The organism is Azospirillum sp. BE72, from assembly GCF_031455875.1.
Taxonomy (GTDB): Bacteria; Pseudomonadota; Alphaproteobacteria; order Azospirillales; family Azospirillaceae; genus Azospirillum.
On record NZ_JAVDTO010000005.1, the window covers coordinates 21,815 to 43,718 of the forward strand.

Here is a 21,904-nt window from a genome sequence, read left to right on the forward strand (position 1 = left end):
CGGCGGCGCCTTTCCCATGGGAGAGGCCGCCCAGTGACCACCCTGATCTTCACCCATCACGATTGCTTCGCCCACGACACCGGCCCCGGCCATCCGGAGGCCCCGGACCGGCTGGCCGTCGTGTGGCAGGTCCTCGACCGGCCGGAGTTCCGCGCGTTGGAGCGCCGGTCCGCCCCCGAAGCCGAAGTGGAACAGCTGTCGCGCGTCCATGAGCGCCAGTATGTGGAGGCGGTTCTGGCGGCGGTGCCGGACGAGGGATATCGCCGGCTGGACGGCGACACGCTGCTGTCGCCGGGGTCGCGCGGAGCCATCCTGCGCGCGGCGGGGTCGGTCTGCGCCGCGGTCGATGCGGTGCTGGCCGGCGAGGCGACGAATGCCTTCTGCGCCGTGCGCCCCTGCGGCCACCACGCCGAACCCGCCCGCGCCATGGGGTTCTGCGTCTTCAACAACATCGCGGTCGGGGCGGAGCATGCCCGCAAGACCCATGGGCTGAAGCGCGTCGCCGTGGTCGATTTCGACGTCCATCACGGCAACGGCACCCAAGCTATGTTCGCCGACGATCCCGACCTGTTCTTCGCCTCCACCCACCAGTCGCCGCTCTATCCCGGCACCGGCAATTCGTGGGAGCGCGGGGTGGACGGCAATATCCTGAACCTGCCGCTGGAGCCCTACAGCGGGTCCGTCGAGTTCCGCCAGGCGGTGGAACGCGCGATCCTGCCGGCACTTGAGGCCTTCCAGCCGGAATTGCTGCTGATCTCGGCCGGCTTCGACGCGCACAAGCGCGATCCGCTGGCCCAGCTCGGCCTTACGAACGAGGATTTCGAGTGGGTGACCCGCAAACTGGTCGATCTCGCCGACCGGGTCTGCGGCGGGCGGGTCGTTTCGGCGCTGGAAGGCGGCTATGACGCGACCGGTCTGGCGGAGGGGTGTGCAGCGCATCTGAAGGCATTGATGCGGGCTTAAGGAAAAAGTCCGGGAGGAAAGGGCGGCGGGTTGTCCTCAATCCGCCGCGACCCCCACCCCGCAGTTCCGCGCCCATTCCAGCAGGCGCGCGACGGCGCCATCCGGTTCCGGCCGCTGCAAGGGGGCCGTTCCCAGCACCACCGCCCCGTTGCTGCCGTCGATGGTCAGCAGATCGCCGGTGCGGACCGTCACCTCGCCCGCCTGCATCGTCCCCGCCTCCACATCGATCCGCAAAGTGCGGGCTCCACAGACGCAGGGACGGCCCATGCCGCGGGCGACGGTGGCGGCGTGGCTGGTGAATCCCCCCCGAGCGGTGACGACACCGGCCGCGGCATGCATGCCGTGGATGTCCTCCGGCGAGGTTTCCGGCCGGCACAGCACCACCGGTGAGCCGCCGCGGGCAAGACGAATGGCGTCCTCGGTCGTGAAGGCGGCCCGGCCGGTCACCGCGCCGGGTGAGGCCGGCAGTCCCATGGCGAACGCGCCGGCCAGCGCCTCGGGTGCCAGGGTGGGGCGCAGCAGCTCGTCCAGCGCCTGGGGATCGACGCGGCGCACCGCCTCGTCCCGGCTGATGATCCCCTCCTCCGCCATGTCGACGGCGATGCGCACGGCGGCTTCCGACGACCGTTTGCCGCTGCGGGACTGCAGGATGAACAGGCGTCCGGATTCGATTGTGAATTCGATGTCCTGCATGTCGCCGAAGGCGCGCTCCAACCGCTCCGCCACCGCGCACAGCTCGGCGAAGACCGCGGGCTGCCGGCGTTCCATCGAGCGGTCCGGATGCGGTTGGGCGGCGCTGAGCGGATCGGGATCGCGGGTGCCGGACACTACGTCCTCCCCTTGCGCATTGGCAAGGAACTCGCCGCACAGGCCGGGGGCGCCGGTGGAGGGATCGCGGGTGAACAGCACGCCGGTGCCGGAATCCTGCCCGCGATTGCCGAACACCATCGCCTGCACCGTCACCGCCGTGCCCATATCCTCCGGGATGCCATGCAAGGCGCGGAAGGCAACGGCCCGCGGATTCATCCAAGAGCGGAAAACCGCCGCCACGGCCATGCGCAGCTGTTCCGCCGGGTCCTGCGGGAAAGGACGGCCGCAGCGCGTCTCCACCAACCGAAGGAAGCGCGGCAGCAGGCCCTGCCAGTCCTCCGCCGTCAGGTCCCCGTCACGCTGGAGCCCCCTCTCCTCCTTGTGCTCCTCCAGCAGATCCTCGAAGCGATGGCCGGGCACGCCCATGACGACGCAGCCGAAGGACTGGACCAGCCGCCGATAGCAGTCGTGGGCGAAGCGCGCATCCCCCGATGCCGCCGTCAGCCCCGTCACCGTGTGGTCGTTGAGCCCCAGATTCAGGATGCTGTCCATCATGCCGGGCATCGACACCGCCGCGCCCGAGCGGACCGACAGCAGAAGCGGCCGGCCGGCATCGCCGAAACGTCCGCCAGCCCGGTCTTCCAGCGACGCGATCGCCTCGTCGATCGATGTGCACAGGATGGCCGGCAGCGGATCCCCGGCGGCCAGCCCCTGCCCGGCTTCCGCCGCGATGACGAAGCCCGGCGGCACCGGAATGCCGAGCCCGGCCATCTCAACCAGCCGCGCGCCCTTGTTGCCCAGACGATCCACGTCCGCCCTTCGGGAGAGCCCGGCACCGAAGGGGACGATCACCTCCGGCTGGGTGGCGCGGTGCGGCACGGCGATGGCCGGAGTGGGAAGGCGGATGGCGGTAATGTCGGACATCATGGCTCTGGTCATCCCGCGCTCAACGCACAATCGGCCTCGTCGAAGGCCATCAGGCGCAGCAGCCGGTGCAGCCCATCCGGATCGTCGCCGGTCCAGTCGGCGGTCCGTCCCGCGCTCCGCGCCAGACGGGCTCGCTGCCCAGTACCCGGACCACCGGTCCGCTCGACTGTGGAGGTAAACACCCGCAGCAGCGATTCCGCCCACGCGCAGGCCGTATCGCTGCCGCCAAGGTCGATTCTGTACCCCATCGCGCCGCTGCTGACCGGCGCATCGACCAGTTGCCCGCCGAGATCCGCGATGCGGGCGGCGTTGGCCGCAGCCGAATCCGGCGACAGGGAGGACAGGTCGATCAGCAGTTCGCCGCCGGACAGACCTGCGGCAAGGCCGTGTTCGGCGAACAGCGCCCTTTCCACGGCCCGGGCATCGGGCAGCAGCAGCATCACGGCGTCGCACCGCTCGGCAAGGGCACGGAGCGACCGGCAACCATGGGCGTGGGGATGGTGATGGAGCCGGTGCCCCACCTCCTGCAGCCTGTCCATGATCGCATTGGCCACCTCCCCACCCCCGATGAACCCGATATCCATTCCGCGATCCTCCCGCTCCCGCCCGGACGCCCCCCTGCTGCCATTGCTGGACGGCAGGGCGTCTGAAGAGAGCTTCGTTGCGCGCTTCGCATCGCACAACAGGACCATCGCGCAATTTTCACATCGCGGAAACCCGCCTAGGCTTGCCTATTCTTACCCGAGCCTAACATGTTCGGCCGATGTCTCCAGTGGCAAAAAGCCGCATGCCGCCGGAATCCGCCAGACCGGACCGGCCGCCGTCTCAACCAACCGTGGCAGGATCGGTGGCGGCAATTCCTCACCAGCCATCGCGCCGTGCTTCGCACAAGCCAGCGCCGCCGCCATGTCGGCACAGCCCGCCAGCCGCAGCAGGGTCATCCGCGTGGCATAGACCAGCCGCCGACGCCCGGCCTTCTCCTCCTCCAGCAGGCGGCGCGGGGTGGCCCACAGCGCGCCGACCGCCTCGCCGCCGTCGCAGAGCGGTTCCTGTCCCGACGGCGCCGGAGCCAGGAAGAACAGCGTGTCGAAACGGCGCGGCAGCGTTTCCGGTGTCACCCAGCGCGCCAGCGGCGCCATGCGCTCCGGTGCCGGAACCATCCCCGCCCGCGCCAGCGCCGGCCCGAACCCCTCTCCCGCGGCCATCGCCGCGCGCAGTCCCGCAAGTTCTGAGGCTTCCGGCGGGTCACGGGACAGCAGAACCCCGCATTCCTCCACGCATTCCCGCACCGCGGCGACGCGGTGGGGCAGATCGGCGGGCGCGCGGGCACCCGGCCAGTGTTCTCGCCAGGACGGATCATGGTCAGCCGCCTCCAGCCGGCCACCTGGAAACACCGTGGCGCCAGGGGCGAAGCGCAGGCCGGCATGCCGCTCGATCGCCAGCAGTTCCAGGCCTTCCGGCCCGTTGCGCAGCAGGATCAGGGTGGCGGCGGGATGGGGCGGAACGGGGGTATGGAGAGCGGTGTCGGACATGCCCCAGTGTCGCCGACCGCCCCTTCGGCTGTCCATGCGCGACGGGAGGAACCACTCTCACGATGCGGAATACAAGGCGGGCGGCGTTTGACCGTCCGGCCCATCCCTTCCAGCATCCCGCCATCACCGCCATTCAGCGCACCATCATTCGCCAGTCCCGCCCCTCATGCCGAGGGCCGGGCGGAGGAAGGCTGTCGTCATGCCGTTTCACCGCAGCACCAAGATCGTCGCCACGCTGGGTCCCGCCAGCTCGTCGGAAAGCCAGATCACCGCCTTGGCCCAGGCCGGCGTGAACGTCTTCCGCCTGAACGCCAGCCACGGCACCCAGGCCGAACATGCCGAGCGCTATGCCCGCATCCGCGCCGCCGAGGAGCGGCTGGGCCGGCCGATCGGCGTGCTGCTCGACCTTCAGGGGCCGAAGCTGCGGGTCGGGACCTTCGGCTTCGGGCCGGTTGAGCTCGCCATCGGCGACCGCTTCCGCCTGGATCTCGATCGCCGGCCGGGCGACAGCCGCCGCGTCTGCCTGCCCCATACGGAGGTTTTCGCCAGCCTGGAGCCGGGACTGAACCTTTTGCTGAATGACGGACGCATCAGGCTGCGCGTTCTGGACTGCGGCCCCGACTTCGCGGAGACGGAGGTGGTGGCCGGCGGCGCCCTGTCCGACCGCAAGGGCGTCAATGTGCCGGGTGCCGCGCTGGCGCTCAGCGCCCTGTCGGAGAAGGACCGCAGCGACCTCGCCTTCGGGCTGGAGCTGGGGGTGGACTGGATCGGCCTCAGCTTCGTCCAGCGGCCGGAAGACATCCTGGAGGCGCGCGAGCTGATCGGCGGGCGCGCCCATGTGATGACCAAGATCGAGAAGCCGGCGGCCCTGCCGACGCTGGACCGCATCATCGAGCTGTCCGACGCGGTGATGGTCGCGCGGGGCGACCTGGGCGTGGAGTTGCCGCCGGAAGACGTGCCGGGGCTGCAGAAGAAGATGATCCGCCTCAGCCGTGCCATGGGCAAGCCGGTGATCGTCGCCACCCAGATGCTGGAATCGATGGTGTCGGAACCGACCCCGACCCGCGCCGAGGCGTCGGACGTCGCCAACGCCGTCTATGACGGGGCGGATGCGGTGATGCTGTCCGCCGAATCGGCCTCCGGCCGCTATCCGGTGGAGGCGGTGGCGATGATGGAGCGCATCGTCCGCCGGGTGGAGGGCGACCCGCTCTACCGCCGCATCATGGACGCCGACCACCCGAGCCCGGAGGCGACCGCCCCCGACGCGCTGACCGCCGCCGCCCGCCAGGTGGCGGAGACCATCAGCGCCGCCGCGATCGTCACCTACACCACCACCGGGTCGACCACGCTGCGCGCCTCCCGCGAACGTCCCGGCGTGCCGATCCTCGGCCTCAGTTCCAAGCGGGAGACCGCGCGGCGGCTGTCGCTGGCTTGGGGCGTCCATGCGGTGCTGACCGACGACGTGGCGAATTTCTCGGAGATGGTCGGCCGTGCGCTGACCGCCGCGGCCGAGACCGGCATCGGCAGCCCGGGCCAGTCGCTGGTGGTCACCGCGGGCGTTCCGTTCGGTACGCCGGGCAAGACGAACTCCCTGCGCGTGGTGACCATCGACGGGGAGGATGCGCCGAAGGCGGAAGCGGCGCAGCGGGAGGTGGTGACGGCGTGATAGTCGGTGGAGTTAGACCCCCACCTATCCTCCCCCGCTGGGCGGGGGAGGGACTGCCGCTGCTTTTCCGACCAAGCACTTAATCCCCTCCCCCGCCCAGCGGGGGAGGGTAAGGGTGGGGGTCTCACGCCGCCTGAATACCCTCACTCCAGAAAATCGCAGTGCTTCTGCACATGCGCGGCCAGACCCATGGTGTGCTCGCGCACCAGCCGTTCGGCCAGATCCGCGTTGCGCTCCTCCAGGGCCTTGATGATGGCGCGGTGGTCGTGGATCGAGCGTTCGGCCCGGTCCTCCTGGCCGATGGTCAGCTTGCGGATCGCCCGCATGTGGATGAACAGGTTGTCGGTGACGTCCTGGATCAGCTTCGACCCGCTCAGCTGGATGATGCTCTTGTGGAAGGCGATGTTGGCGTCGGAATATTCGCTGACATGGTCCTTCGGGCTGCGCTGCTCGAAGCTGCCGAACAGGTCCCACAGCTTGTGGATCTCCGCCGCCGGGGCGTGTTCGGCGGCCATGCGCGCGGCCATGCTTTCCAGCGCGGCCCAGACCTGGATCATCTCGATGATCTCGGTCTTGGTCTTGCGCACCACGAAAATGCCGCGGCGCGGCTGCAGACGGATGAAGCCTTCCTGCTCCAGCAGGGTCAGCGCTTCGCGGATCGGGGTGCGGCTGACGCCGAGCTTGTCGCTGAGCTGCCGTTCGTCCAGCCGGATCTCGCGGTCATGGTCGTAGATGTCCATCTCCGTGATCGCCTGCTTCAGCGCGTGATAGACCTGACTGCGGAAGGTCGTTCCGGTGTCGAGGGGCTGAACGTTGAGAGCGGGAACGGTCATGAAATGGATGTCCTTATGTCTCGCCGGCTATTGCGGCGCGCCCGGTCAGGCTCCGGCTGATCAGGCGCGGGCTCTGGTCCTTTGGTCTTTTCGTATCCTACATACCAGATGCTTGCAAGGCGCTGAAATGTCCAGAGGGACGCGGCGGAATACCGCTTGATCTCAACCGGGGGGCGGCGGCGCGGTTCTGCCCGCCGCTGCCGCAAGCAGCGGCCCAAGCGCTTGCGGATCGCGCATCGCCAGCCCCATCACCGCCACCCCGGCCGCACCGGCGGCAAGGCTATCCGCCACCGCCTGCGGCCCATCGATGCCGCCCAGCGCGAACACAGGCAGGCCCCGCCCCGCCCATCGCTGCAACCCGGAGGTGCCCAGGCACGGCCCATAGCCCGGCTTGCTGGCCGACGGGAAGATCGGCGACAGGGTGAGGTAATCGACCTGCCCGCGCACCCGTTCGACCAGATCGGCGCCATCCGAGTCGTGACCCGACAGCCCGATCGATGCCGCCGGTCCCAGCAGGGCACGCGCCGCCGCCGGATCGAAGCCTGCCGGCAGATGCACCCCGTCCACCCCCGCTTCCGCCGCCAGCGCCGGGTCCCCGTGCAGGGTGATCCTCGCCCCCCAGGGCCGAGCGCGCCCAAGCAGCACACGGGCCAAAGCCAGACGCTCCACATCGGCCAAGTCCTTGTCGCGCAAGGACAGCCAGCGCACGCCGGACGCGAAGAGCCGGTCAGCCAGTTCCGGCAGCGGCAGGGATGAGAGGTGCCGGTCGGTGATCACCAGCAGCGGCGGCACGGGAACGATCATAGGTCCAATCCCCCTCCAATTCGGCCGAGCACGATCACGGGGCATAACCCTTTCAGCCATATACTGGATCCAAAGCTTTCCAATCCGCGGAAATTCAATGGAATCCGTTGGACAAAATGCGGATCGCCGCAGTGCGGCAAAATGCTTTGTATTGACACTGTTCGTTAAACTGATGATCGTTAAGGCGGGCATGGGGCATTTGGCATGCCAGCAACCATAAGTTGGTCACGAACCGCCCCGTCCCATGGCCTTTTTCCGGACCAGACACCAAAAGCGCATGGCAAAGCCACGAAAAAGCAAATGGTCCGGACGTCCGAACAGAACTTGTCGGGTGGAAACGGGGAGGTAGAACATGGTGCGTGAGACGCACGGCAACACCGCTCAGGTCGCGCCCTGGGGCGGGCGCTGGATGCAGCTGGCCATCGGCATCGTCTGCATGTCGATGATCGCCAACCTGCAATATGGCTGGACCCTGTTCGTCGAACCGATCGACGACAAGCATGGCTGGGGTCGCACCGCGATCCAGGTGGCCTTCACCATCTTCATCGTCACCGAAACCTGGCTGGTGCCGGTGGAGGGGTGGTTCGTCGACAAATTCGGCCCGCGCATCGTCGTGCTGGTCGGCGGCGTGCTGTGCGCCCTGTCCTGGGCGCTGAACGCTGTGGCGGATTCGCTGACGCTGCTCTACCTCGCCGCGGTGATCGGCGGCATCGGCGCCGGTGGCGTCTATGGCACCTGCGTCGGCAACGCCCTGAAGTGGTTTCCCGACCGCCGCGGCCTTGCCGCCGGCCTGACCGCCGCCGGTTTCGGCGCCGGGTCCGCTCTCACCGTGGTGCCGATCGCCACCATGATCGAGACCTCGGGCTTCGAACAGACCTTCCTGGTGTTCGGGCTGGGCCAGGGGTTGGTGATCCTGGTGCTGGCCTGGTTCCTGGCCGACCCGCCGAGGATGGGCTACGGCCGCCCCACTACGGCCGCCGCAGCCGAGCGCCGCCACTTCACCCCGCAGGAGATGCTGCGCACCCCCGTCTTCTGGATCATGTACGCCATGTTCACCATGGTCGCCGCCGGTGGGCTGATGGTGACGGCGCAGCTCGGCCCCATCGCGGCCGACATGGGTCTGGTCGACGCGCCGGTCAGCATCCTGGGCCTGACCCTGCCGGCCCTGACCTTCGCCCTGTCCATCGACCGGGTGATGAACGGCATCACGCGGCCCTTCTTCGGCTGGGTATCCGACCATATCGGCCGCGAGAACACCATGTTCATCGCCTTCGCCATCGAAGCGGCGGGCGTGATGGCGCTCAGCGCCTATGGCGCCGACCCGCTGGCCTTCGTCATCCTGACCGGTCTGGTGTTTTTCGCCTGGGGCGAGATCTTCAGCCTGTTCCCGGCCTGCTGCGGCGACACCTTCGGCTCGCGCTTCGCCGCCACCAATGCCGGGCTTCTCTACACCGCCAAGGGCACGGCGGCCCTGCTGGTCCCCATCGGCAACCTGATGGTCGAGGCGACCGGTAGCTGGCAGACCGTGTTCTACAGCGTCGCCATCGTCAATGCGCTAGCCGCCTTCCTCGCCCTGTTCGTCCTGAAGCCGCGGCGCGCCCGCTACATCGCCGCCGCGACCGGCACGGCACCGCGCCTGACCACCCGACTGGCCGACTGATCGGAACCGGGAGGACGCCTGATCCGGCGCATCTGCCCACAGGCCGGATCGGACAGCAAGGGATCACCGAAGGAAGCGGTGTGGCGGGCCAAGGTGCCGCACCGCTTTCCTTCCGGCATTTCAACGGTTTGCGTGCTACGCTTGACGGGTAGGCTCGAACGATGAATGAGGAATGTGATGAGCACGCGCCCACAGGCCGTTTCGGTGACGCATGTCGAAGGCGAACGCACCCGTGTCACCGAATGGCGTCTGGTGCCGGGGGCCGAGACCGGAGCTCATGTCCATGGTTATGACTATGTGATCGTGCCGATCACCTCGGGGTCGTTCACCATCGTGGATCCGGACGGATCGGAGCGGCAGTTCCCCTTGGAGCCGGGACGGTCCTACTTCCGCAAGGCCGGCGTCAGCCACAACGTGATCAACAACGGCACCACGGACATTGTGTTCGTCGAGGTCGAACTGCTCCAGGATGGCTGAAGCCGGCAGGTGGCTGTCGCGGACGTACAGTCCGCGACGCCGCTACGGCCATTCGGTGACGGCCAGGCACCCGACGGCACAGACAAGTTCTTCTCAGCCTCGGACCGCCTTCAATTTCCTGGCAGGCGGGGCGCAATTGGACAGATCAGTCCCAAAACGAAAAACCCCACAGCGGATTTCTCCGGTGGGGCTCTTGCGGTCCTGGCCTGGAGTTCGGGACCGCACAATGGACCGAACTCCACGGCAACTTCGAAATGGCCCGCGTATCACCCTCGACGGTGAAGGCTGCGGATCAATTTGCCGAGATGAATGTGGGCGTAGAGCTCAATCAGCTTGTGATTCAACGCTCTAGCTAAATATGATGGCGGAGGGGATGGGATTCGAACCCACGATAGGGCTTTAAACCCTATGACGGTTTAGCAAACCGTTGCCTTCAGCCACTCGGCCACCCCTCCAGCCAGAGCGGCGTCCCGTGGGGCACCGCTGGCGTGGGGAGGTTTCTAATGGCCAGCCGTACCCTTGTCAACGCTTACGGAGGCCGAAACGCGCTTTTCCTGAAAAACATAAGAATGGGACAAATCTATATAAAATTTTAGGTGCTTTTTAAAGTTCGTCGGTTATGATGCAACCATGAGCAACAAAAAGCCCAACAGGAAGCCCGGGTGACGCTCAACTCGGTCGTGCGAGGTCGATTCCGAAAGGCCCGCCCCACCGGACAGTGACGCCGCACCCCGATGCCGTGGAGGATTCGATGACCCTGTCACGCCGTTGCGCCGAAACGCTGATCGATCTCGTCGAGATCAAGCTGAGCTGCCTGGAAATCACCGACCGCGAAGACCAGCGGGAGAAGGAACTGCTGCAACGCTGCGTTCAGGAACTGAATGCCGAACTGCGCGGTGAGAACGGGGCGCTCGCCAACTTCGCGGCTCCCAAGCGCCGCGGCCGCCGGCCCAAGCATCTCCAGTTCCACGAACTGCACGTCGCCTGATCCGCTGCCCCGGCCGACCGTCTGCTCCGCACCGCCAGTTCAGGTCAGTGCCGGCTCCTCGGCCGGCATCGGCTGAATCGCCGGTGCTTCACGGGGCAGCAGGATGGTGAAGCGGGTCCCCTGCCCCGGCCAGGACTGGACGGACACCGTACCGCCCAGTGGGCCGGTGACCGTGTTGAACACGATGTGCAGGCCAAGGCCCGAACCGCCCTGCCCCCGCTTGGTGGTGAAGAAGGGGTCGAACACCTTCGACAGATGTTCCGGTGCGATGCCGGCGCCATCGTCGATGAAGTCGAGTCGCACCCGCTCGGTCCCATCCGGCTGCGCAGTGATCCGGATCGTCCCGGCCGGTCTATCACCAGTCCGGTCGCCGTCGCCATAGGCGTGGACGACGGCATTGATCACCAGATTGGTCAGAACCTGCCCCAGGGCGCCGGGGAAGCTGTCCATCGTCAGTTCGTCGTCGCACTCCACCGCTACCTTCAGGTTCGTGCGCTTCAGCCGCGGGCGGAGCGAGAACAGCAGTTCGCGGATATAGCTGCCCAGTTCGAACACCCGCCGGTCGCCGGAAGACTGGTCGACCGCCACCTGCTTGAAGCTCTGCACCAGCGAGGCGGCTCGGTCGATGTTGGCCATCAGCAGGCGGCTGCTCTCGCTCAATCCATCCAGGAACTCCAGGAATTCCGACCGGCGCAGCGTGTTGCCGGTGAAGCGGTCGCGCAGGATCTGCGCCTGTTCGCCGATGTGGCTGGCCGCCGTCAGGCCGATGCCGATGGGCGTGTTGATCTCGTGCGCGACACCCGCCACCAGCTGGCCGAGCGAGGCCATCGTTTCGGCCTGGATCAGGCTTTCCTGTGCCTCGCGCAGGTCGGCCAGCGCCTGCTCCGCCTCCTCCCGCGCCTGAACCATCGCCGACTCGGCGGCCTTCCGGTCGGTGATGTCGTAAAGCCAGGTCAGCAGAGCCGCTTCGCCGTCCAGTTCGATGCTGTTCCAGGACGACAAAACCCAGACGACGCTGCCATCGGGCCGGCGGAAACGGATTTCGGCGTTGCGGAAGGGACCTTCGCGGTCGAACCGGGCGATCAGCGCGTCGCGGTCGACGGGATCGGCATACAGATCGGCCACCGGCGTGCGCATCAGCTCGGACCGGCCGCGTCCCATCAGCCGCACGGACTGGGCATTGCAGAACAGCCAGCGGCCGTCGCGGGTGGTGACGTTGACCGCGATGGGCGCCGCCTCCATGATTTTCAGCAGCCGTTCCTCGCTGGCGCGCAGCCGCTCCTCCTGCCGGCGGGCTTCGGTGATATCGGTCATGATGCCGGCATAGCGCACTGCCCGCCCGGTCTCGTCGCGAAAGGCGCGGCCCTTGGCGGCGATCCACACCCAGCCGCCGCCTTCGTGCCGCAGGCGGTAGGAATAGGCGTAGCTGGTGGTCTCCCCCGCCAGATGCGAGGCGATATGGGCCAGCACCCGCTCGCGATCGTCCGCGTGCAGCCGCTTCTCCCAGAAGTCCGGCGGCATCGGCGGCCGGATGCGGTAGCCCAATATGCGCGGAAAGGTGTCCGACCACCAGCAGGTGCCGGCCACCAGATCGGCATCCCACACAGCGGCGCCGGTGGCCTCCAGAGCCATCTCCAGCCGTTCGCCGATTTCCGGTTCATGGATGGCCGGTCCCGGCGCGGTGTGCCGGCGGGCGGCCCGGCGCCCAGCGACAAGGCCCAGCAGCACCCCCAGCATACCACCGGCGGCAACCCCCGCCAGCGCCACCATCTCCGGTTCTGCCGCCATGGAACCTCCGCCGTTTCCAGCACTGTGGCGATAGTAACCGGGAAAATTCAACTGGGGCTTTGCCGCATCGCCGCGCATCGCCCAAGAAAAAAGCCTCTCCCGCGGGGGAGAGGCTTTCTTTCGGACAGTATGGCGATTGCGCACCGCCAAACGGGTGCGGGCGCTTACCCCTTCAGCTTCTTGGTCAGGATTTCGTTGACCATAGCCGGGTTGGCCTTGCCCTGCGTCGCCTTCATCACCTGACCGACGAAGAAGCCAAACAGCTTGTCCTTGCCACTGCGGAATTCCGCCACCTTGTCGGGATTGGCGGCCAGGACGGCGTCGATCGATCCTTCGATGGCGCTGGTGTCGGTGACCTGCCGCAGACCCTTCTTCTCGACGATGTCGGCGGCCTTCTCGCCGGTCTCGAACATCGTCTCGAACACTTCCTTGGCGATGCGGCCGGAGATGGTGTTGTCGGCGATCAGGTCGATCAGGCCACCGAGATTCTCGGCGGACACCGGGCTCTCCTCGATCTCCTTGCCGGCCTTGTTCAGATAGCCGAACAGTTCGCCGGTGACCCAGTTGGAGGCCAGCTTGGGATCGCGGCCCTTGGCCACCGCCTCGAAATAGTCGGCCTTCGACTTCTCCGAGACCAGCACGCCGGCGTCATAGACCGACAGCTTGTAGTCTTCGATGAAGCGGGCCTTCTTGTCGTCCGGCAGCTCAGGCAGCGTCTTCTTGATGTCCTCCACCCAGTCCGCATCGAGTTCGAGCGGCAGCAGGTCGGGATCCGGGAAATAGCGGTAGTCGTGCGCCTCTTCCTTCGACCGCATCGAGCGGGTCACGAACTTGGTCGTGTCCCACAGGCGGGTCTCCTGGTCGATCTTGCCGCCTTCCTCAATGATCTCGATCTGGCGGCGCGCCTCATACTCGATGGCCTGCATGACGAAGCGGATCGAGTTGACGTTCTTGATCTCGCAGCGGGTGCCGAAGGGGTCGCCCGGCTTGCGCACCGACACGTTGACGTCGCAGCGCATGGAGCCTTCCTCCATGTTGCCGTCGCAGGTGCCGAGATAGCGCAGGATCGACCGCAGCTTGCGCACATAGGCGCCCGCCTCCTCCGAGCTCCGCATGTCGGGTTCCGACACGATCTCCATCAGCGCCACGCCCGACCGGTTCAGGTCGATGTAGGTCTTGGACGGGTGCTGGTCGTGCAGCGACTTGCCGGCGTCCTGTTCCAGGTGCAGGCGGGTGACGCCGACCGTGCGGCTGGTGCCGTCCGGCAGGTCCAGCACGATCTCGCCCTTGCCGACGATCGGCTGCAGGAACTGGCTGATCTGATAGCCCTGCGGCAGATCGGCATAGAAGTAGTTCTTGCGGTCGAAGACCGAGTTCAGGTTGATCTGCGCCTTCAGGCCCAGGCCCGTGCGGACCGCCTGTTCGACGCAATATTCGTTGATGACGGGCAGCATGCCGGGGAACGCGGCGTCGACGAAGCTGACCTGGCTGTTCGGCGCGGCCCCGAATTCGGTGGCGGAGCCGGAGAACAGCTTCGCGTTCGAAATCACCTGGGCATGGACCTCAAGCCCGATCACCACTTCCCAATCGCCCGTTTCACCCTGGATGTACGACATCGTTCCGCTCTTCGACGTTCACGGCACGGGACGGTCCGTGAACCGCCGCGAAAACGGGCGCCCCGGCCATACCCTTGGAATCCTGTTTCTTCTAACGCCCTTTGCGCCCGCGCGCACGCTTTATCGCGCCGCATCCTTTCTACCCCCATTGTGCGGCCCGCCACAGACGCTCCGTTAACCCTCGGGCAAGCTTTGACCGCCACGCTGAACAGGTCGAGCGGGGAGGTCGTGATGTCGGTTCAGGCGCTGGTGCGGAAGATCGGGTTCGGTGCGGCTCTGGGCGGGCTGCTGGTGGCGGGTGCCGCGATCAGCCATGCCGCCACGCAGCCGGCCGCCACCCAGCCAAACTCCACCCGCCAGGCCAGCGTCTCCCTCACCCCGGTGACCGTCAACCCGGCGCCCGCTGCGCCGGCCTCCGCCGAGTTCCCCGACGCCATCCTGTCGCGCAGCGACCAGGGCGAGGCCACGGTCCTGCGGTTGGACGGCATCATCACGCCGGGGGCGGAGCGCCGCTTCGTCGACGCCCTGCACGCCCTGCCTGCACGCCATCCGGTGGTGGTCGAACTGTCGAGCCCCGGCGGCTTCACGGCGGCGGGATATCGCATGATCGACGCGGTGCTGGCCGAACGCCAGGGCGGCCGTCCGGTCGCCACCCGGGTGCGCGACGGCGACTCCTGCGAAAGCATGTGCGTCGGCCTGTATCTGGCCGGCTATCCCCGCTATGCGGCCCCTCGTGCGGAGTTCATGGTCCATGCCCCGCGCATGGCGGAGAACGGCCGGATGACCATGCGCTCCACCCAGGCGATGGTGCAGCGGCTGGTGTCGCTGGGCGCCTCCCCGGTCTGGATCCAGCGCGTGACGGCAGCTGGCGGCTTCTCCGGCGCCCGCGACTATCGCGAGACCGCCGACCGCCTGACCGCCGATGGCGCCAACATCGTCACCGACCTGCTGCGCTGACCGGCTCCTCCGCCACCATCTCCGGCGAGCGGCCGACGATCCGCTCATAGACCTCCGGGTCGGTCGCCCCCTCGGTCCCGAACACCAGCACACGCGCATCGGGCGCGAGGCCGAGGGCGAGCCGCACCTCCCCATGTGCCGCGGCGCAGAGCAGCCCGGCCAGCCCGGCCACGCCCGACTCGCCCGCCACGATCGGCCGACCGCCATGCTTGCCGTCGGCCAGCTTGCGCATGGCGGTGACGGCCCCTTCGTCGGGAATGGTCAGGAAATCGTCGGCGCCGCGCTCCAGGATCGCCCAGGCCAGCAACGAGACCTCGCCGCAGGCCAGCCCGGCCATCACCGTGTCCAGGTCACCCTCCGACCGCATCGGACGGCCGGCGACGGCACTCTGGTACAGGCAATCGGCATTGTGCGGCTCCACCACCACGAAGCGCGGACGCTGGCGGCCCCAGCTTTCCCACAGATGGCCGCAGACAGCCGCCGGCAGGCTGCCTACACCGCCCTGCACGAACACGTGGGTCGGCCGTTCGCTGGCGGGAAGCTGGGAGATCGCCTCCTCCACCATCACGGTGTAGCCCTGCATCACGTCGCGCGGGACATCCATATAGCCGGTATAGGAGGTGTCGGAGACGACGAACCAGCCCTGCTCCGCCGCATCGGCGGCGGCCCGGCGCACCGCATCGTCATACGACCCGTCGACCACCACCACCCGCGCCCCGTACGCCTCGATGGCCGCACGGCGCCCGGGCGAGCAGGCCGCCGGCACGTACACCACGCAGTTGCAGCCGAACACCTGCGCCCCCCAGGCCACCGAACGGCCGTGGTTGCCGTCGGTCGCGGTGGTCACGGTCAGCGTACGCGTTACCCGGGCATAGCGGCCGACGACGAGATCGAGCGCCGTCACCGGCACGCCCGGCACCCGCGCCGTCACCTCCCGCGCCAGCAGCCGCAGTACGGCGTACGCCCCGCCCAGCGCCTTGAAGCTGCCCAAAGCGAAGCGGGCACTTTCATCCTTGTACCAGAGCCGGTCGATCCCGGCCTCCCGCGCCAGTCCCGGCAGGGAGCGCAGCGGCGTCGGAGCATAGCCGGGCCATGCCCCGATCTCCGCAATCGCCTCTTCGAAAGCGGCGCGACTCAGGATCGCGCGTTCGGACGGGCCGTAGGCCCGCTCATGGTCGGCGCGCGGGTTCGAATGGAGGCGCGGCAGGCAGGAGGTTGGGGAGACCGCTTGGTGGGGCATGGCTTGGCTCTCCGGGCCGGCCGGTGAGCGCCGTCGTCCGCGACGGCATATCCCGCGACCGCGCACAACGAGACCAGATGCCATCGCCCGCCGTCAAGACTCCAGCATCAGCGCGGCTGCTACCGAATGAAGCATCCCCAAGGTGGGAACGCGGCGGTCAACGCTTCCATTCGCGGCTGGACTTGATGAAATCGGTCAGGGTGACGCCGATCTTGTCGTCGATGATCGCCACTTCGCCACGGGCGACCAGAACGCCCTCGACATAGACGTCGGTCGGATCCTTCAGATGGCGGTCGAGTTCGACGACGGCGCCGCGGCCCAGCTTCAGCAGATCGCGGACGCGCAGCATGGCGGTGCCGATGACGACCTTGATCTCCACCGGCGCATCGCCGATGGCGAAGGACGATGCATCGCCGTCGTTGGGATCGGGCGCGCCGAGCAGGTCGTCGATGTTGGCCATGGATGTCCAAGCTCCCGCGCCGCGAGAGGGCGCCATTTACACGAACGGCTTACTCTACACCCCGGACGGGTGGCCGGGCAACGCCACCGGCCGGCAGACTTTGCGACAAGATTGGGCTTTCCCCACCCCGGAGCTTCGCCCACACTGTCCGTCCGCCCGCCACGCGGGCATCAGCCATCTTGCCGGATCATTCGTTACGATTGGGTAACGACGGCTGCAAGGCAATGGCACAGACCAACCGGAACCGGATTCGCCGTGATGACCGACAGCAGCATTTCCCCGCTTGTGGACGTTTCCTGGCTGAAAAGCCGGCTCGGCAGCCCAGGAATCGTCGTCCTGGACGTGCGAACCCCGCCCAGCGGCGGCTTCATTCCGGGAGCGGTTCATTCCGACTACGCAACGGCCGGCTGGCGGACTGTGGTCGGTGGCGGGGCCGGGATGCTACCGGAACCGGCGGTGCTTGAGGGGCTGATCGGCGGTCTCGGCATCGGCAACGGCGACCATGTGGTGCTGGTGGCCGCCGGCGCCAATGCGTCGGACATGGGCAACGCCACCCGTGTCTACTGGACCTTCAAGATGCTGGGGCATGACGCGGTGTCGGTTCTGGACGGCGGTTTCGCCGCCTGGACCGCGGCCGGCGGCGCGGTGAATCCTCTGCCGGCGGACCGCAAGCCGACCGGCTTCTCCGCCCGCCCCCGTAGCGACCTGCGCGCCACGCTGGAGGAGGTCGAAGCGGCGGTGAAGGCTGGCGGCACGCCGCTGCACGATGCACGCTCCGCCGAGCAGTTCGCCGGCAAGGCCAAGAGCCCGCAGGCCCGCGCCGCCGGCACCATCCCCGGCGCGGTGAACCTGGACATCGCCCCGCTCTTCTCCGCCGCGGACCATCGCTTCGCTTCGGCCGAGACGGTGAAGGCGATGGCCGACCAAGCCGGGCTGCCACTGCAGGATCAGCCCATCACCTTCTGCAACACCGGCCACCTCGCCTCGGTATCCTGGTTCGCGCTCAGCGAGATCGCTGGCGTGGCCGGTGTGCGGCTGTATGACGGGTCCATGTCGGAATGGAGCGCCGACCCGGAACGCCCGCTGCAGAGCGAAGGCTGATTCACGACTTGGCGCGACGGCGGCGCAGACGGCCAAGGTCGCTGCGCCGCACCAGTCCCAGCAGCACGACAGCGATGGCGTAGACCGCCAGCCCGACCACCGCCAGCACCAGCAGCCCGCCCAGCCGCTCGAACAGCCCGGTGGCACCCAGCCAGGGTGCCAGCCGTTCGGTCGCCAGCCACAGGGCGCCGGCCATGGCGGATGCTGCAATCACCATGCGCGGCAGGTTGCGGGTCAGGCGCGCATCGGCCCGGAACAGGCCGCGCCGATGCAGCAGCAGCGCCAGCAGACCGGCATTCACCCAGGCGCCGACGGAGGTGGCGACCGCCAACCCGACCTGGGCCAGCGGCCCCATCAGCGCCAGCTTCAACGCCACATTGATGCCGACCGCCACCAGCGCCACCCGCACCGGCGTCGCCGTGTCCTGGCGGGCGTAGAAGCCGTTGACCAGACTGCGGATCACCACGAAGGCCGGCAGGCCCAACGCATAGGCCTGCAGGGTAAGGGCGGAGGCCGCGGCATCCGACGGGCCGAACGCACCGCGCTGAAACAGCACCGACAGGATCGGCGTGCCCGCCACCAGGAAGGCGATGGCCGCCGGCAGGGTCAGCACCAGCGACAGCTCGATGGCGCGGTTCTGGCTGTCGACCGCGCCGGCCTCGTCACCGCTCTTGATCCGCCTGGACATTTCCGGAAGCAGAACGGTTCCCACGGCAATGCCGATCACCCCCAGCGGCAGCTGGTTCAGCCGGTCGGCATAATAGAGGTAGGACACCGCCCCCGTCGGCAGGGCCGAGGCGATCAGCGTGTCGGCGAACAGGCTGATCTGCGTCAGCCCCGACCCCAGCGCCGCCGGCCCCAGCACCGTCAGGAAGCGCTTCACGTCGGCGGACAGGCGCGGCACCACCGGCCGCAAGGTCATGCCTGCCCGCCGCGCATCCCAGGCCAGATAGAGAAACTGCGCCACGCCGGCGGCCAAAACGCCCCAGGACAGCGCGTGGCCGGCGCTGGGCATCAGCGGTGTGCCCACCACCAGCGCCGCGATCAGGCAGAGATTCATCAGGATCGGTGCCGCGGCAGCCGCCCCGAAGCGGCTCATGCTGTTCAGCACGCCGCCATAGAGCGACACCAGCGAGATGAGCAGCAGATAGGGGAAGGTGATGCTGGTGAACAGAACGGCCAGCCGGAACTTCTCCGGATCGTCGGCGAAGCCGGGGGCGAAGACCGTCATGAACTGCGGCATGAAGGCCAGCACCGCCAGCAGCAGCACCAACTGCACGATGACCAGCAGGGTCATCACCTCGTCGGCGAACCGGCGGGCGGATGCTGCGCCGTCCTGCACCAGCTTGCCCGAGAACAGCGGCACGAAGGCGGAGTTGAAGGCGCCCTCCGCGAACAGGGCGCGGAAATGGTTCGGCAGCCGGAAGGCGACGAAGAAGGCGTCGGCCACCGGCCCGGCACCAAGCAGCGCCGCGGTCAGCACGTCCCGCAGGAAACCGAGCACCCGGCTGGCCAGGGTCAGGCCGCCGACAGACAGGATATGACGGAACACGATGGCAGGGTCGCTCTTGTGGTGCAGAATTGGCCGGGCGGCATCCTAGCGGCACGGCCGCGTTCGTCATAGGATCGCCGCCCGCATTCGTCCAGAACGCATCTCCCGACACCACAGGTCGAAGGCCTCCGACATGCCGCAGCAGCAAGCCCTCCCCCTGACCTATCTGGAAGCCGGCGAAGCCAACGGCGGAACGCCGATGCTGGTCCTGCACGGCCTGTTCGGGTCGGCGCGCAACTGGCAGACGCTGGCCCGCCGCTTCGGCGAATCACGCCGGGTCTATGCGCTGGACCTGCGCAACCACGGCGGCGCGCCCTGGGCCGAGGGCATGAGCTACCCGGAGATGGCGGCCGACGTCCTGCGCTTCCTGGACGACCGCGGCTTCGCCCGCGCCACGGTGGTCGGCCATTCGATGGGCGGCAAGGTTGCCATGGCGCTGGCGCTGGCCCATCCCGACCGGGTGGAGCGGCTGGTGGTGGCCGACATCGCCCCCGTCGCCTACACCCACACCCACGCCCCCTACGTCGCAGCCATGAAGGCGGCCAAGCTGGAAGGCGTCACCCGCCGGCCGGAGGTGGAGTCCCAGCTGGCCGGCGCCGTGCCGGAGGCGCCGCTGCGCTCCTTCCTGATGCAGAATCTGGTGCTGGAGAACGGCGTTTTTTCCTGGCGGATCAACCTGGATTCCATCGGCGCGAACATGGAGGGGCTGATCGGCTTTCCCGATTTCGCCGGCGCCCGCTATGAAGGCCCTGCCCTGTTCATCGGCGGCGGTGCGTCCGACTATATCCGGCCGGAGCATCACGACGCCATCCGCAGCCATTTCCCCAAGGCGGAAATCCGCATGATCGAGGGGGTCGGGCATTGGCTGCATGCCGAGCGCCCGACCGAATTCGCGGCGATGATGGAGGGATTTCTCTGATTTCCGCGGCAAAACTCCGCATTTTCGCGTGGTTGTAAGCCGAAGCAGATATTGCATCGCCCGGACGTCGGGGCTATCAAGCCTGCGCGCCCCAAAACGCGGCCCGCGACCATAACGCGGCTGCCTTTCCTCGAAGGATCGACCCACCATGAGCGTCATCACCGAGATTCACGCCCGCGAAATCCTGGACAGCCGCGGCAACCCGACCGTGGAAGTGGACGTTGCGCTGGACAGCGGCGCCTTCGGCCGCGCCGCGGTGCCGTCGGGCGCCTCCACCGGCGCCCACGAGGCGGTCGAACTGCGCGACGGCGACAAGGGCCGCTTCGGCGGCAAGGGCGTGCTGAAGGCGGTCGAATCCGTCAACGGCGAGATTTACGACGCGCTCGCCGGCCTGGACGCCGACGACCAGCGCGCCATCGACCTCGCCATGATCGACCTGGACGGCACCGAGAACAAGAGCCGGCTCGGCGCCAACGCCATCCTGGGCGTGTCGCTGGCGGTCGCCCGCGCCGCCGCCGAGGATGCCGGCCTGCCGCTCTACCGCTATGTCGGCGGCGCCTTCGCCTCGCTGCTGCCGGTGCCGATGATGAACATCATCAACGGCGGCGCCCATGCCGACAACCCGATCGACATCCAGGAATTCATGATCATGCCGGTGGGTGCCGAAACCGGCGCCGACGCCATCCGCATGGGCTCCGAGATCTTCCAGTCGCTGAAGAAGAAGCTGAAGGACGCCGGCCACAACACCAATGTCGGCGACGAGGGCGGCTTCGCCCCCAACATCGGCTCCACCGACGAGGCGCTCGGCTTCGTCATGAAGGCGATCGAGGCCGCCGGCTACAAGCCGGGCGACGACGTCATGCTGGCGCTCGACGCCGCCTCGACCGAGTTCTTCAAGAACGGCAAGTACGAGCTGGCCGGTGAAGGCAAGTCGCTGTCGCCGGAGCAGATGGTCGCCTACTGGTCCGATCTGGTCGGCCGCTTCCCGATCATCTCGATCGAGGACGGCATGGCCGAGGACGATTGGGAAGGCTGGAAGGCGCTGACCGACGCCATCGGCTCCAAGGTGCAACTGGTCGGCGACGATCTGTTCGTCACCAATCCGAAGCGTCTGGCCCAGGGCATCCGCCAAGGCGTGGCGAACTCGATCCTGGTGAAGGTCAACCAGATCGGCACCCTGTCGGAGACGCTGGAAGCGGTCGATATGGCGCACAAGGCCGGTTACACCGCCGTCCTGTCGCACCGCTCTGGCGAGACCGAGGACAGCACCATCGCCGATCTGGCGGTCGCCACCAACTGCGGCCAGATCAAGACCGGCTCGCTGAGCCGTTCGGATCGTCTGGCCAAGTACAACCAGCTGATCCGCATCGAGGAGCAGCTGGGTGTCGCCGCCCGCTTCGCCGGCCGCGGCATCCTGAAGGCTTGAATGCGCTGATTTGAAAAAAGCCCCTCTCCGGATTGCCGGAGAGGGGCTTTTTTGTTGGTGGGGTGCGGGCTTCGCTTGCCCCCACCTAACCTCCCCCGCTGGGCGGGGGAGGGACTGCCGCTGCCTTTCCGAACAAGCACTTACCCCCTCCCCCGTCCAGCGGGGGAGGGTAGGGTGGGGGCACC

19 protein-coding genes and 1 tRNA gene are annotated in these 21,904 nt (G+C 67.8%); 9 read left to right on the top strand and 11 right to left on the bottom strand.

Features of this window, described 5'->3' with window-relative positions:
* The first annotated feature begins 33 nt into the window (after positions 1-33).
* On the top strand, positions 34-963 hold the full coding sequence (locus J2Y49_RS16470; protein WP_310115947.1) for a histone deacetylase family protein: 930 nt from the start codon (positions 34-36) through the stop codon (positions 961-963).
* Positions 964-999: 36 nt separating this feature from the next.
* On the opposite strand, the gene J2Y49_RS16475 is transcribed toward J2Y49_RS16470, so the two are convergent.
* From J2Y49_RS16475 to J2Y49_RS16485, 3 genes are all read right to left on the bottom strand, one after another.
* On the bottom strand, positions 1,000-2,700 hold the full coding sequence (locus J2Y49_RS16475; RefSeq protein ID WP_310115948.1) for a pyruvate, phosphate dikinase: 1,701 nt from the start codon (positions 2,698-2,700) through the stop codon (positions 1,000-1,002).
* Between the two features lie 8 nt (positions 2,701-2,708).
* The gene (locus tag J2Y49_RS16480; RefSeq protein ID WP_310115949.1) at positions 2,709-3,284 is read right to left on the bottom strand and encodes an NAD(P)-binding domain-containing protein; all 576 of its coding nucleotides are present in this window, start codon (positions 3,282-3,284) and stop codon (positions 2,709-2,711) included.
* A 153-nt stretch (positions 3,285-3,437) separates the two neighbouring features.
* Positions 3,438-4,232 carry an NUDIX domain-containing protein gene (locus tag J2Y49_RS16485; protein ID WP_310115950.1) on the bottom strand — a complete coding sequence of 265 codons (795 nt, stop codon included), beginning with the start codon at positions 4,230-4,232 and terminating at the stop codon, positions 3,438-3,440.
* Positions 4,233-4,431: 199 nt separating this feature from the next.
* Here J2Y49_RS16485 and pyk point away from each other — a divergent pair, with 199 nt between their 5' ends.
* On the top strand, positions 4,432-5,898 hold the full coding sequence (gene pyk / locus J2Y49_RS16490) for a pyruvate kinase (protein WP_310115951.1): 1,467 nt from the start codon (positions 4,432-4,434) through the stop codon (positions 5,896-5,898).
* Positions 5,899-6,041: 143 nt separating this feature from the next.
* Here pyk and J2Y49_RS16495 read toward each other — a convergent pair whose 3' ends face one another.
* On the bottom strand, positions 6,042-6,731 hold the full coding sequence (locus tag J2Y49_RS16495) for a GntR family transcriptional regulator (RefSeq protein WP_014188034.1): 690 nt from the start codon (positions 6,729-6,731) through the stop codon (positions 6,042-6,044).
* A 162-nt stretch (positions 6,732-6,893) separates the two neighbouring features.
* The gene (locus J2Y49_RS16500) at positions 6,894-7,535 is read right to left on the bottom strand and encodes a thiamine phosphate synthase (RefSeq protein ID WP_310115952.1); all 642 of its coding nucleotides are present in this window, start codon (positions 7,533-7,535) and stop codon (positions 6,894-6,896) included.
* A gap of 352 nt (positions 7,536-7,887) precedes the next feature.
* Between J2Y49_RS16500 and oxlT the strand changes: the two genes are divergently transcribed.
* Together oxlT and J2Y49_RS16510 are read left to right on the top strand one after the other, a co-directional pair.
* Positions 7,888-9,195 (top strand): oxalate/formate MFS antiporter, encoded by a 1,308-nt coding sequence (gene oxlT, locus J2Y49_RS16505; protein ID WP_310115953.1) that lies wholly within the window; start codon positions 7,888-7,890, stop codon positions 9,193-9,195.
* A 177-nt stretch (positions 9,196-9,372) separates the two neighbouring features.
* Positions 9,373-9,672 (top strand): cupin domain-containing protein, encoded by a 300-nt coding sequence (locus J2Y49_RS16510; RefSeq protein WP_310115954.1) that lies wholly within the window; start codon positions 9,373-9,375, stop codon positions 9,670-9,672.
* Between the two features lie 362 nt (positions 9,673-10,034).
* Here J2Y49_RS16510 and J2Y49_RS16515 read toward each other — a convergent pair.
* Positions 10,035-10,127: transfer RNA gene (locus J2Y49_RS16515), tRNA-Ser, on the bottom strand.
* 296 nt (positions 10,128-10,423) lie between these two features.
* Here J2Y49_RS16515 and J2Y49_RS16520 point away from each other — a divergent pair.
* Positions 10,424-10,660, top strand: coding sequence for a hypothetical protein (locus J2Y49_RS16520; RefSeq protein WP_014188024.1), 237 nt, complete (start codon positions 10,424-10,426; stop codon positions 10,658-10,660).
* Between the two features lie 39 nt (positions 10,661-10,699).
* On the opposite strand, the gene J2Y49_RS16525 is transcribed toward J2Y49_RS16520, so the two are convergent.
* Positions 10,700-12,448: a PAS domain-containing protein gene (locus J2Y49_RS16525; RefSeq protein WP_310115955.1), complete on the bottom strand. Its 1,749-nt coding sequence runs from the start codon at positions 12,446-12,448 to the stop codon at positions 10,700-10,702.
* 164 nt (positions 12,449-12,612) lie between these two features.
* On the bottom strand, positions 12,613-14,064 hold the full coding sequence (gene gatB / locus J2Y49_RS16530; protein ID WP_149200153.1) for an Asp-tRNA(Asn)/Glu-tRNA(Gln) amidotransferase subunit GatB: 1,452 nt from the start codon (positions 14,062-14,064) through the stop codon (positions 12,613-12,615).
* A gap of 231 nt (positions 14,065-14,295) precedes the next feature.
* On the opposite strand from gatB, the gene J2Y49_RS16535 reads away from it, so the two are divergent.
* Entirely contained in the window at positions 14,296-15,021 is a 726-nt protein-coding gene (locus J2Y49_RS16535; RefSeq protein WP_310115956.1) for a hypothetical protein, read from the top strand.
* Here the strand turns inward: J2Y49_RS16535 and J2Y49_RS16540 are convergent.
* The gene (locus tag J2Y49_RS16540) at positions 15,002-16,261 is read right to left on the bottom strand and encodes a diaminopropionate ammonia-lyase (protein WP_310115957.1); all 1,260 of its coding nucleotides are present in this window, start codon (positions 16,259-16,261) and stop codon (positions 15,002-15,004) included. The genes J2Y49_RS16535 and J2Y49_RS16540 overlap by 20 nt on opposite strands.
* Positions 16,262-16,418: 157 nt before the next feature.
* Positions 16,419-16,721 (bottom strand): flagellar motor switch protein FliN, encoded by a 303-nt coding sequence (fliN, locus tag J2Y49_RS16545; protein WP_014188019.1) that lies wholly within the window; start codon positions 16,719-16,721, stop codon positions 16,419-16,421.
* 258 nt (positions 16,722-16,979) lie between these two features.
* Here fliN and J2Y49_RS16550 point away from each other — a divergent pair, with 258 nt between their 5' ends.
* Positions 16,980-17,822, top strand: a complete 843-nt coding sequence (locus J2Y49_RS16550; RefSeq protein WP_310115959.1) for a sulfurtransferase — start codon at positions 16,980-16,982, stop codon at positions 17,820-17,822.
* Position 17,823: 1 nt separating this feature from the next.
* On the opposite strand, the gene murJ is transcribed toward J2Y49_RS16550, so the two are convergent.
* Entirely contained in the window at positions 17,824-19,374 is a 1,551-nt protein-coding gene (murJ, locus tag J2Y49_RS16555; protein WP_310115960.1) for a murein biosynthesis integral membrane protein MurJ, read from the bottom strand.
* A 133-nt stretch (positions 19,375-19,507) separates the two neighbouring features.
* On the opposite strand from murJ, the gene J2Y49_RS16560 reads away from it, so the two are divergent.
* Together J2Y49_RS16560 and eno are read left to right on the top strand one after the other, a co-directional pair.
* Positions 19,508-20,293 (top strand): alpha/beta fold hydrolase, encoded by a 786-nt coding sequence (locus tag J2Y49_RS16560; protein WP_310115961.1) that lies wholly within the window; start codon positions 19,508-19,510, stop codon positions 20,291-20,293.
* A 148-nt stretch (positions 20,294-20,441) separates the two neighbouring features.
* On the top strand, positions 20,442-21,719 hold the full coding sequence (eno, locus tag J2Y49_RS16565) for a phosphopyruvate hydratase (RefSeq protein ID WP_310115962.1): 1,278 nt from the start codon (positions 20,442-20,444) through the stop codon (positions 21,717-21,719).
* Positions 21,720-21,904: the final 185 nt, after the last annotated feature.